This is a genomic window from Caballeronia sp. AZ10_KS36 (assembly GCF_023631105.1).
Lineage (GTDB): Bacteria > Pseudomonadota > Gammaproteobacteria > Burkholderiales > Burkholderiaceae > Caballeronia.
Genome location: NZ_JALQDQ010000037.1, coordinates 238,113 through 250,563, shown reverse-complemented (window position 1 = coordinate 250,563; position 12,451 = coordinate 238,113). Strand labels below are relative to the sequence as shown.

Annotated in this window: 6 protein-coding genes; all 6 read left to right on the top strand. The window is 65.0% G+C overall.

What is annotated here, in order from left to right:
- Positions 1 to 49 precede the first annotated feature (49 nt).
- The 6 genes from NCR35_RS23580 to NCR35_RS23555 all read left to right on the top strand — a co-directional run bounded on the left by NCR35_RS23580 (position 50) and on the right by NCR35_RS23555 (position 12,430).
- Positions 50 to 4,870 carry an autotransporter outer membrane beta-barrel domain-containing protein gene (locus tag NCR35_RS23580; RefSeq protein WP_250536337.1) on the top strand — a complete coding sequence of 1,607 codons (4,821 nt, stop codon included), beginning with the start codon at positions 50 to 52 and terminating at the stop codon, positions 4,868 to 4,870.
- Positions 4,871 to 5,043: 173 nt separating this feature from the next.
- The gene (locus NCR35_RS23575; RefSeq protein WP_250536336.1) at positions 5,044 to 6,354 is read left to right on the top strand and encodes an SGNH/GDSL hydrolase family protein; all 1,311 of its coding nucleotides are present in this window, start codon (positions 5,044 to 5,046) and stop codon (positions 6,352 to 6,354) included.
- A 321-nt stretch (positions 6,355 to 6,675) separates the two neighbouring features.
- Positions 6,676 to 6,960, top strand: a complete 285-nt coding sequence (locus NCR35_RS23570; protein WP_250536335.1) for a hypothetical protein — start codon at positions 6,676 to 6,678, stop codon at positions 6,958 to 6,960.
- Positions 6,961 to 7,372: 412 nt separating this feature from the next.
- On the top strand, positions 7,373 to 11,503 hold the full coding sequence (locus tag NCR35_RS23565) for a chemotaxis protein CheB (RefSeq protein WP_250536334.1): 4,131 nt from the start codon (positions 7,373 to 7,375) through the stop codon (positions 11,501 to 11,503).
- Positions 11,504 to 11,704: 201 nt separating this feature from the next.
- The gene (locus NCR35_RS23560; RefSeq protein ID WP_250536333.1) at positions 11,705 to 11,884 is read left to right on the top strand and encodes a CsbD family protein; all 180 of its coding nucleotides are present in this window, start codon (positions 11,705 to 11,707) and stop codon (positions 11,882 to 11,884) included.
- Positions 11,885 to 12,046: 162 nt separating this feature from the next.
- A complete protein-coding gene (locus tag NCR35_RS23555; protein ID WP_250536332.1) occupies positions 12,047 to 12,430 on the top strand; it encodes a response regulator in 384 nt (127 codons plus the stop codon).
- Positions 12,431 to 12,451 lie beyond the last annotated feature (21 nt).

The following is a 12,451-nucleotide window of genomic DNA, read 5'->3' as shown; positions in this document are numbered from 1 at the left end:
GACCACGACTCAGAACGCGATCAATGTCGACGGCATCGCTCCCGTCACGATGACTAACGGGGGCTCGATAACCAGTTCGGTCGACAACGTGGCCGCCGCCGTGCGATTCAACGTGCCCGGCACGCTTTCCAACGTTTCATCCGGGCGCTTGCTCGGCAACACCTTCGGCGTCGTCTTCACCTCGGGAGATAACAACGCGCTCTCCAATCAGGGCGACATCAGCGCGCGTACCAGTCACGCCGTTGCCTATCAGTCGGGAGCGGGCGGCGTCGTCGACAATTTCGGTACGTTGAACGCTAGTCCGTCGATAGGCACGACACCCAACGGCGTTTATCTGCAGACGTCCGGTCATGTGGTGGTGAACAATCACGCTGGCGGCGTCATCAAAAGCGGCACGGGAGACGGGACGTATGGGGTCGGCGTACTGGTCGATGCCGGTTCGATCACCGTCAACAATGACGGGCTGATCGACGGATATCACGAAGGCGTCGGTGTCAAAGGAGCCAGTTCGGCGAGCGTAACGAATAGCAGCACCGGCATCATACGCGGCCATATCAGCCCGGGCGTGACGCTCGGGCCCGGCGGGACGCTCGACAACCGTGGCGTTATCTCCAGCGGGACGCAATCGGCGGTCTTGATGAGCGGCGCAAACGCTACGGTGACGCTTGGAACAGGATCGGTTCTGAACGGCGGCAACGGTGCGGACGTGCTCAGCCTCGCGCCCGGCAACGCGATTATCCTGACCGGCTCGGGCACCGAGACAGGCAGCTTCAATACCAATTCGGCCTCCAATGGATTCGCCACCTTGAGCGCGGTTGCCGGCAGCAATTGGACGCTCAACGGCTTCGTCAAGATGTCGAATCAATCGTCGGCGGCTGTCCTTGTGGACGGAACGCTGGCACTCGCCAACACATTGACCAACGACGTCGGTACCACGACGGTATCTCCTGGCGGCGTGCTCACCTTGGGCACAGGCGGCAGTAGCGGCAACGTGACAGGCAACATCGTCAACAACGGATTGCTGCGCTTCAATCGCGGCGACGTTTTCAGGTTCGACGCCACGCTCTCCGGGGGCGGCACGCTGATGCAGATCGGCAACGGCACGACGTTGCTGTCGGCCGCCGGTTCGTCGCAAGGCGCTGTGAGCGTGAACTCCGGTGCGCTCTGGCTGGCCCAGCCGGGCGCGTTTTCCGCAAACACCTATACGACGGAGACCGGCGCGCTGACCGTCATGTCCGCCGATTCGACATTGGCCGTCGCCAACAGCTTCACTCAGCAGCCGGGTTCTACGCTCATCGTGGGACTGCGCACGGCAGAGCCGGTCATTACGGCGTCGAGCGGCATGCTGGACGGTGCGCTGCTGATCAACGGCTTCGCCCCTTCGGTGCCCGTGTCAGCGACTGGTCTTTTGAATACCGTATTCAACGTCGTGCATGCATCGAACCAGGCGGGCCTGTCCGGGGACTTCACCAGCGTACGTTTCGGAGGATCCAGTCCCGTCGACTATCTGATACCGGTAGGCGCGAAGACGCCCGACGCTCGGGATTACGACGTCCGCCTCGGCCTGACGTGGCACGCCGGTGCAGCGCAGGGGAACGGCACATTCACGCTCGCCAGCGCCGCCGATACTTTCAACGTCGACGTCCCGCTCATCGATCAATCGGGATCGTTCGCCAGCGGTTGGGATGGTCGCACGCTGACGAAGAACGGCGCGGGCCTGCTGATTCTGTCGGCTGCGAATGCCTACACCGGCGCAACGCTCGTCAACGATGGCATTTTGCGCACCGACGTGGCGAACGCCCTCATCAACAGCGGGAGCGTCAACGTCGGCAGCGGCGCGACGCTCGACCTCGCCAGCCTGCCGCAGCAAATCAACAACCTGAGCGGCAGCGGCCGCGTCCTGCTCGGCAGCGCGAACCTGACCGCACAGAACTCCGCCGATTCCGCCTTCGACGGGGCAATCGCCGGCACCGGCCGCCTCATCAAAAGCGGCGCAGGGGCACTGGCGCTCGGTGGCATCGACACGTACAGCGGCGGCACGGATGTGCTGGCGGGCACGCTCGTCGCGCAGCGCAGCGGGGCGCTCGGGACCGGCCCGGTCAATAACGGCGCAACGCTGCACCTCGATTTCGCGAGCGCGGGCATCGTGCCCAACGTGCTGTCGGGGCCGGGCGCGCTCGTCAAGACCGGCAGCGGCGCGGTCGCGCTCCTGGCGGCGGGATCGCAGCAAGGCAGCGTATCCGTCGATGCAGGCGCATTGGGCTTCGTGCGCAGCGGCGTCTTCACGACCACCGGCGATTTCGCGACGGCACCCGGCGCGACGACGCTGGTCTCGTCGCAATCGCAACTGGCCGTCGGCCGCAATTTCTCGATGAACGGCACGCTGGACAGCATAGCCGGCCCGGCCGGCCCGGTGATCGAAGCGAATACTGCATCCATCGCGCCGAATGCAATATTCAATCTGGCGGGCTATTCGGCGCCCGCGTCGGCGAGTGCGCATGAACTCGCGAACGGCGTCTTCACGGTGATTCGGACCGCGTCGCCCGGCGGTCTCACCGGAACGTTCGGCGCCACGCGCATCGGGGGATCGGTCACCACGCCGGATTTCCTGACCCTGACAAGCGGGTACACGCCGCAGACCTTCGTGGTCGCCGTCGCGCCGACGTGGTACGCCGGGCTCAGCGCAACGCCTCAATCAGCCAACGGCGTGTTCACGTTGCCGGACGCGGGCGATTCTTTCGACATGGACATCGTCCTGGCCGATCAGGCCGCCAACGCCGCGACCGGCTGGGACGGCAAGACGCTCACCAAGGCCGGCTCGGGCACGCTCCAGTTGTCGAAGGCGAACGCCTATAGCGGCGCCACTTCGGTGACTGGCGGAACGCTCGTCGCGGGCGCGCCGGACATCATCGCCCGGAGCTCGCAGCTGAGCGTGGCATCAGGCGCCACCTTCGACCTGGGCGGCTTCGCCCAGCACGTGAACAATCTCACGGGCGCGGGCAGCGTCGCGCTCGGCGGCGCGGCGCTGAACGTGAACAGCGCGGCCGATACCACATTCAGCGGCATCATCAGCGGCGAGGGAAGTCTCACGAAAACCGGCGCGGGCACACTGACGCTCGCGGGCGACAACACCTTCGCGGGCGTCACGACCATCGCCGCCGGCACGCTGCGGCTGGGCGCCGGGGGTGCGAGCGGGAGCGTCGCGGGCGATATCGTCGATGACGGCACGCTCGTATTCGATCGCAGCGGCAACGTCGCGTACGGCGGCGCGATCACCGGATCGGGCGATGTCGTCCAGCAAGGCAGCGGCACGGTGACGCTCACCCGCACCCACACCTACGGCGGCAACACGGCGGTCAACAGCGGCGCGCTGGTGCTCGCGGGCGGCGCGCAACTCGCGAATACCCGGCAAGTGACGATCGCGCCCGGAGCGACCTTCGGCGGTTACGGCGCGGTGGGCGGCAGCATCGTCAACGACGGCCTTTTCGCCGTGGCCGATGCCGCGCCCGGCTTCGAAAGCGGGCCGGCCGGTCAGTTCGCGGTAGGAGGCGCGCTAGTCAATAACGGCGAGATTCGCATGGCCAGTCCGGCGCCCGCGAGCGTGCTGACCGTGAACGGCAACTATGCGAGCAATAACGGAACGCTGGCGCTGTCCACCGTGCTCGCAGGCGACGGATCGGCCACCGACCGGCTGATCGTGCGCGGCGACACGTCCGGCCAGACGCGCGTCAAGGTGACGAACGCGGGCGGCGCGGGGGCGGCGACGACCAAGGGCATCGAGATCGTAGAAGTCGATGGCCAGTCGAGCGGCGTCTTCAAGCTCGACGGCCGCCTCGTCGCAGGCCCCTACGAATACGTGTTGCAGCAAGCCGGCGGGGACTGGTATCTGCGTTCGCTGTCGGACGGCCCCTCCCCCGCGCCGCGTCCCGAGCCCGGCGCGTACCTGGGCAATCAACAGGCGGCGGCCAGCATGTTCAGGATGACGCTGCATGACCGCGCCGGTTTCGCCGATCCCTTTGCCGCGCAGCACGAAGGCGGCGGCGCATCGACCGCGTGGGCGCGCACGCGCGGCGCGCATGTCGACGGCGAAGCGGCGGGCGGAAGAATCGGCGAATCGACCGATACGGCCATCGTCCAGGCCGGCATCGACGTGGTCAACCGCGTGCGCGACGGACATCGCTGGCAAGTCGGCGTCATGGCGGGCTACGGCTCGTCGACGACGGATGCAAGAGCGCGCAACGGCGGCGCACAAGCGCGGGGCAACACGAATGGTCTGAGCGGCGGCCTGTACGCGACATGGCACGGCACGGCGTACTCCGTAGCCGGTCCTTACGTCGATACGTGGCTGCAGTACGGCCACTTCGACAACAGCGTAAAGGGCGATGCGCTCGCCGGCGAAAGCTACGCGAGTCACGTGTGGTCGGCATCGGTGGAAGGCGGCTGGGCGCTTCCGCTCGGTCAGACGTCGACTGGTCCGGTATTGCTCGAACCGCAAGCGCAACTGGTCTACAGTCACTATCACGCGGACGATCATATCGAGGCCGGTGGAACGGTCGTCAGGAGTCCGAACGGTAGCAACTGGACGACGCGGCTCGGCATGCGGCTTTTTCATGCGCCGGGGTCGACGGCCGCACCGGGATGGCTGCCCTTCGTCGAAGTGAACTGGCTGCACGACACGCGAGTGGCGAGCGCTGCGTTCAACGGCTTCACGGTGTCGCAAGACGGCCCCAGGAACCGCTTCGAAGCGAAGATCGGTGCGCAAGGGTTGATTGGCCGGCAGTGGCGCGTGTGGGGCAATCTCGGATATCAGCAAGGCGCGGGCGGCTTCCACGCATATGAAGGCTTGCTCGGCGCGCGCTACGTCTGGTGAACGCTTCGCGTTCGTCATACAAACGAAGCTCCGCCGTCACTGCAACGGCCCTACCGTCCTTTCCCGACGACCCGCATCGTCGCGGGTAAACGATAGTGACATCGGTCGATGTGTCGTCCATATTTACTTCGTTTTCCTGATGTACACAAACACGAACGAATATGGAGGGACACATGAAAGACGCATTCTTCCCGCACGCCTCATGCCGCGTGCTGGCCGCGTGCAGTACGGCCTTGCTGATGCTCGTCGCGCCCCTGGCATCGGCAGACCGCCCGGATGCAGAAGCACGAGACGGCTGGGTCGCTACCTGGACCGCCAGTCCCGATCGCAACAACAACATCACGACGCCGCAGAACTTTCCTGCCGCGACGACCATTCGTCAGATCGAGCACGTGAGCGTCGGCGGCGATCGCGTGCGCGTCAGGCTCACGAATGAGTTCGGCACCGCGCCGGTGACTGTGGGACCTGTGCATATCGCGTTGTCTGCCGGCGGCGCGAAGATCGCGCCCAACACGGACCGCACGCTGACGTTCGGCGGCAAGACGACCGTGACGCTGTATGCAGGCGCGCCGATCTTGAGCGATCCCATCGACATGCGGCTCGCGCCCTTGTCAGACGTTGCGATCAGCCTGTTCCTGCCCGACGCCACGCCCGCTTATACGGTGCATCAGCTCGCCATGCAGAACGCCTATGTGTCGAGCGGCGACAACACCGCGGCGCCCGACCAGCCTTCTCCTCACAAGTATACGAATCGCTTCTTTTTATCTGCAATCCTAACGGATACGGATCGCCCGACGCCCGCCGTCGTCACCTTCGGCGATTCGATCACGGACGGCTATTCGTCGACCGTCGATGCGAACCGGCGCTGGCCCGACAATCTCTCCGCGCGCCTCAATAGCGCAGGGCCGCGGCGCGGTTACGCGGTGCTGAACCAAGGCATCAGCGGCAATCGCGTGGTGAGCGACGGCGCGGGCGTGAGCGCGCTCGCGCGGTATGACCGGGACGTGCTGAGTCAGTCGGACGTCAAGTGGGTCGTCTTTCTCGAAGGCATCAACGACATCGGCTGGCCGAACACCGCGCTCGACCCTTCGGGACGCGTGGTGTCCGCGGAAGAGATCATCGACGGCTACCGGCAGATCATCGCGCGCACGCATCTGCGCGGCATCAAGATCATCGGCGGCACGCTGACGCCCTTCCGCAACGCGCTGCAAGGCACTGCCAACGAGGGCTACTGGACGCCGCAGAAAGAAGCGATCCGTCATGCGGTGAACCAATGGATTCGCACGAGCGGCGCGTTCGACGCAGTGGTCGATTTCGATGCGGTGCTGCGCGATCCGGCGCATCCCAACGACATGCAGGCGGTGTACGACAGCGGCGACCATCTGCATCCGAACGACGCCGGATATGTGGCGATGGCCAACGCAATCGACCTGTCCTTGCTGCTGCGGGGCAACGGCGACCGGCACGGTGATCGGGGCGATTGATCCGCCTGTGAGCGTGATCGTCGCGGCGGCTTACGCCCTGCTGCGACGATCACGCGGCATGTTCCAAGCACCGCGTTTTCGGCCCGGCCGCCTTCGCTGCACCTTCAGCAAGGACGCGCAGAGCCCGACATACCGTCGAGCCTGACGTCGCCCCGAATCAATCGTTCGGGTCAGCGGCGCTGTGCGGCTCGTCACACCATCGTCCTCAGTCCCCGATACGATCGCGGCCTACGCTGCCGTGCCGCGGCACAACAATTGCATTAGACGGCACCGGCCTGCATCGACGTTCTGCGGGTGACCACCATTCCTCAAGAGGACCTTATGAAGACGGCAAAGATAAGCATTCTCGTATCCGCACTGGTGCTGGCCGTATCGGGCGGTGCGTTCGCGCAAGGCTCGGGCGGCGGCCTGCCGGGCGGCAACGGCGCGGGCCAGGGCGGGGTCGGCGTCGGAACGCCGAACGGCAACGGTGAAACCGGCTCGCCGGCCGGCCCGACAGGCAAGCATGCCACGCGCAAGCACTCGAAGAGCAAGAAAGCGAACGTCTCGGGCGACGGCTCTGCGGGTTCGAGCGGCTCGACGGGCTCGGCCACGACGACGCAATAACGAAGCTGCGAGCCGCCCTCCCGGGCGGCGTCCGCGGCACAGGGGGCCGGTGAGTTCGGCGCGAGGCCGACGTGCGGCGATCCACGTCGCCTCTACAATGAATGCAGCCGCAGTGAGTTGGTAGACGTTTGCCTACAAGATACAACGCACCCCGCCCTGCGATACGCAACGTGCTCATGGATACCGGCAACAACCAGCGCGCGAACGGACGCGCGACCACAAGTATGCCGAGGGCCGCATAGACAATTCCTGGACAGCGTAAAACCTGTCGACACGTCAACTTCTTCACCGCTGAACGCGGTGCATGCCGCCACATCATCCTCTCCCCACCGCGCAATACCGTTGCTTATCCGTCTCATACATTGCACAGTAGCGAAGCCGGACCGTCCCCGGTTATCGCGGAGGCCAGACAATGGAAGCAAAGGCAACAGAACACCACCCGAAACGCACAGGCCCCACCTTCTCGGTCGTGGGAATCGGCGCGTCGGCCGGTGGCGTTCAGGCGCTTTTGCGGCTCTTCGAGGCGGCGCCCGCGTCGCCCGGCGTGGCCTTCGTGGTCGTGCTGCATCTATCGCCGAATCACGCGAGCCATGCGCACGAGGTCATTCAGCGCGTGACTCCCTTGCGCGTGCGCCAGGTCAACGAACCGGTCCTGCTAGAACCGGACACGGTCTACGTCATCCCGCCCGGCAAGCATCTTTCGATGATCGACGGCCAGTTGCGCCTCTCCGAGCCTAATCTGCCCCGCACGCCGCCGACATCCATCGACGTGTTCTTCCGCAGCCTCGCCGACGCGCATGGCGCGCGCGCATTCGCTGTCGTGCTGTCAGGATCGGGTGCGGACGGCTCGGTCGGCATCTCGCGCGTGCGCGAACGAGGCGGCGTCACCATCGCGCAGCGTCCCGATGAGGCCGAATACGGCGAGATGCCGCGCAGCGCGATCGGCACAGGCGATGTCGACCTCGTTCTGCCGCTCGATGCAATCATCCCGAAGGTCCTCGCGCTTTCGCTGAACGCGAAGAAGATCGAGCTTCCCGCGCCGTCCGACGACGAGCCCGCGCTCGACGCCCACTTGCCGAACTCGCACATCGACGCCATCAACGATGTGCTCGACCTCGTGCGCGCCCGCACGCGCCATGATTTCGCGAGCTACAAGCGCGGCACGATCGTGCGGCGTATCGAGCGCCGCATGCAGGTCAACGGACTCGCGACCGCGGCCGCCTATCGCGACTATCTCGCCCGGCATAACGAAGAAACACCCAAGCTGCTCGCCGACCTGCTCATCGGCGTCACGCATTTCTTTCGCGACACGGAGGCCTTCGCCGCGCTCGAGAACACGATCATTCCCGCACTGATGAACACCCTGGGCGGCCGCGACAAGGTGCGCGCGTGGGTTCCGGCGTGCGCGACGGGCGAAGAGGCTTTTTCCATCGCGATTCTTCTCGACGAAGCCGTCCGCCGTTTGCCGCATCGCGTTCAGGTGACCGTGTACGCAAGCGATATCGACGAGCGCGCCATTGCGGTCGCGCGTTCGGCAAGCTATCCGCTCGCCATCGAGAACGATGTCAGCGCGGCGCGCCTCAGCCAGTATTTCACGCGGGACGGCAACCGCTACCGGCTCGTCAAGTCGCTGCGCGATACGGTGATCTTCGCCGCTCACAACCTGTTGCGCGATCCGCCGTTCTCGCGCATCGATCTCGTGTCGTGCCGCAACGTGCTCATCTACATGGACCGCCGCGCGCAAAGGCAGGTGCTCGACACCTTCTTCTACGCGTTGCGTCCGCACGAAGGCTTCCTCTTTCTCGGCACCGCCGAATCCGCCGACTTCGCCCAGGAACTGTTCCGCCCTGTCGACAAGCAACGGCGGATCTACCGCGCGCGGCCAAGCTCCGCGGAGGCCATCGCCTCGGCCACGAGCGGACTGCTCGCCGATAAGGAAGAAAGCGAAGGCCCCGCTTTCGGCGGACAGACCTTCTTTCACGATGCTTCGCAGGGCCGCCGCGCCGATCTGCGTCTGCCGAGCCAGGCACGCGCGCTCGACCTGTTCGGCCCCGCCGTCATCGTGATGCGCCCCGACGGCACCATCGTGCATCGCTCGGCGCGCGCCGATACGCTCACCGAAAACGTCCGTCACGAGCGCGTGACCAACCTCTTCGACATCGTGCGCCGGGATGCCGAGGAGCGCGTGCGGCAGGCGGCAGAGCGTTGCATCGCCGGCAAGCGACGCGAAGACGAACGCTCCGTTCCCTTCGTGACCGCGGCGGGCGAGCTCGACGCGGACCTCTCGCTGCGGCCGTATCGCGATTTCGCCTACCGGCAGGAACTGGTGTCGGTCATTTGCGACTTTCCCGCGCCCGGCGACGCGGCCGATCCGCCGCGCGCCTCGACTGGTGTGGAAACGCTCGACTCGCTGAGACAGGCGCTGGAGGGAAGTGAAGAACGGCTGCGCACGTCCATGGATAATCAGCAGGCATCGAGCGAGCAACTGCGAGCGTCCAACGAAGAGCTTCAGGCGATGAACGAGGAACTGCGTTCGGCGACTGAAGAACTCGAAGCGAGCCGCGAGGAATTGCAGTCGCTCAACGAAGAACTCCTGACGGTCAACGCCGAATTGATGACCAAGGTTCAGGAATCGTCGCGCGTCAGCGACGACCTCCAGAATCTGATCGCGCTCGTCGGCGTGGCGACCGTGTTCGTCGACCGGACGCTGAGGATCAAGCGCTACACGGCGCCTGCCGATTCGTTCTTCAACATACGACCTATCGACCAGGGGCGGCCGCTCGAACATCTGACGCATCAGCTCGATTATCCGGACATGCTCCAGGATCTTCGCGACGCGTTCGAACAGTTGAAGCGTTCGGAGAAAGAAGTCAAGAGCAAGGACGGCCGCACGCTGCTCGCCCGCGTGCTGCCTTACCGCACCGACGACGACCGCATCGACGGCGCGGTGCTCGCGCTGATCGACATCACAGAACAAAAGGCTGCGCAGGACCAGGCGCAAGTCAGCGAAGAAAAGCTGAGGCTCGCGGCGCAGGGCACGCTCGACTGCGCGATCATCGTGATGGACGAAGACGGCACCATCGTGAGCTGGAACGTCGGAGCCACGCGCATTTTCGGTTTCGACAGCGCAGAGATGGTCGGCAAACATCTGGACCCGATCTACACGCCGGAGGACCTCGCCGACGGCGTGCCCGTGCGCGAACGCAAGAAGGCGCGCGAGCGCGGGCGCACGGAAGACGAACGCTGGCACGCCACGAAACGCGGCACGCCTGTCTTCTGCAGCGGCTTTCTGAGCCGCATCGAGGCGTCCGGCTTCGCAGGCTACGCGAAGATCGTTCATGACGCGACGCAGCGCCGTATCGCCGAGGGCCGCAAGGACAACGTGATCGAACGGGAACGCGCGAACAACATCGAGATACGCAAGCTGAGCCGCCTGAAGGACGAGTTCATCGCCGTGCTGTCGCACGAGCTCAAGAACCCGCTCAATCTCATTCACATGAAGGCGGAGATTCTCGCGCGCATTCCGGAAGCGCGTCACATCGGCCGCGTTCAGGAAGTGTCGGATGCCATCCAGAAGTCGGTGCTCGCGCAGGCGCAGATCATCGACGACCTGCTCGACTTCTCGCGCATCCAGACGGGCAAGCTCTCGTTGCGCTTCGCGCCGACCGACGTGACGGCCATCGTCCGCTCCATCACCGATGCGATGCAGCGCGACTTCGACGAAGGCGGCATCGACCTGAGACTTTCGCTTGCAGAGACGCCCGTGCTCATTCGCGGCGATGCGATCCGCGTCGAGCAGATCGCCTGGAACCTCTTGAGCAACGCGCTCAAGTTCACGCCGCGAGGCGGCTGTGTCACCGTCACGCTCGAACAGCGCGACGATATCGTGCGGCTGCAAGTGATGGATACCGGCTGCGGCATCGCGCCTGCCGCCATTACGTCCATCTTCGACATGTTCCAGCAGACGCCCAACGTGCCCTACCGCGCGCGGCCCGGGGGACTGGGCATCGGACTGTCGCTCGTGCGGCAACTGGCGCAACTGCACGGCGGCAAAGCCGAGGCGTTCTCGGATGGCGAGGGACGCGGAACGCGCTTCGTGGTGTCGCTTCCCGCGGATGCGTCGTTCGTGCGCCGGCAGCCCGGCGACATGCCCGCCGATCTCTCCGTGTTCAGGAACCTGCGCATTCTGCTGGTCGAAGATTCCGAAGAGTCGCTGACCGCGATGGCCGACCTTCTGTCGCTGTACGAAGCGCACGTGGTTTCATCGGCGAACGGGGACGATGCGCTGCAGAAGGCGTCGCAAACGCAGTTCGATCTCGTCGTTACCGATGTCGGCTTGCCGGACATGGACGGTTATCAGCTCGTCGGTGCGCTGAGAAAACTGCCCTTGTGCTCGGCGATTCCCATTGCGGCGCTCACTGGCCGTCCGGTCGCGCAGGAAGAAGCGCTCGCGCAAGAGGCGGGTTGCGACGCGTGTCTTGCGAAGCCGTTCAATTTGCAGGCTCTGGCGGATGTCGTCCACCGCCTCCGGTCCGGCAGATAAATTCAACGGTCTACACGCGCGAACGCGTTGCGTCCGCTTGCAAGAATTGCCCGAATCCGCCGCGAAACCGGCTGGTTTCCACCGGCTTCGAGGCCCCTCCGCCCTATGTCGCACGGGCTTTCGCGCATCACGAATAACAGGCCCGATCCTTGCTCATACAAAACCGTGGTCAACCCCCACGTAACCGATAGGAGAAACACCATGAACAAGGACCAGGTCAAGGGTACTGCCGAGAAGGTGAAGGGGAACGTCAACGAAGCCGTTGGCAACATGACAGGCGACACCAGCCAGGAAGTGAAGGGCCAGGTGCAGCAGGGCGTAGGCGAAGCCCGCAAGCAGTACGGCGACGTGAAGGAAGACCTCAAGAAGGACCAACGCTAGACGCCCGTCCCGCAGCCATGCGGGCTTGATCAACGAGCCGCGTGCCGGACCGACGCGGCTTTCGCACATGTGGGGCGCGGCGTAATGCGCGATGATTTTGAAGTTTCTCCCAAGTGTGCGATCTGGACACGCCGCCGATGCCATGGCGCGCTGCCGCCTCGCGTGCTTGTCGTCGACGATTATGTCGATACGGCCGACGCCATCGGAATGGTGCTGGCCATCGATGGCTTTCCGACCGAAGTCGTTTATAGTGGCCGGCAGGCCATCGAGGCGTCGGAACGCTGGCGGCCCGATATCGTGCTCTTGGACATCTGGATGCCGGATTTGTCGGGATTGCAGGTCGCCGCCTACCTGCGCGCATCGACCACACTCGAACAACCGGTACTGGTGGGCCATTCGGCGCTTTCGACACCCGGCGACCTGCAAGCAGCGAAGCAAGCCGGTTTCGATGCCTACTGCGCCAAGCCGACGGACGCGGACAAACTCGCCCCGTTACTGCGTTATCTGTGCGACGCCGACGCTCCTTACAGTGCGCCGCCCGCGTGACACATTGAACAGGACTCCATG

Coding starts and splice junctions, on each gene's coding strand:
- NCR35_RS23580 (WP_250536337.1), top strand. CDS start 50: ATGACTAACGGGGGCTCGATAACCAGTTCGGTCGACAACGTGGCCGCC.
- NCR35_RS23575 (WP_250536336.1), top strand. CDS start 5,044: ATGAAAGACGCATTCTTCCCGCACGCCTCATGCCGCGTGCTGGCCGCG.
- NCR35_RS23570 (WP_250536335.1), top strand. CDS start 6,676: ATGAAGACGGCAAAGATAAGCATTCTCGTATCCGCACTGGTGCTGGCC.
- NCR35_RS23565 (WP_250536334.1), top strand. CDS start 7,373: ATGGAAGCAAAGGCAACAGAACACCACCCGAAACGCACAGGCCCCACC.
- NCR35_RS23560 (WP_250536333.1), top strand. CDS start 11,705: ATGAACAAGGACCAGGTCAAGGGTACTGCCGAGAAGGTGAAGGGGAAC.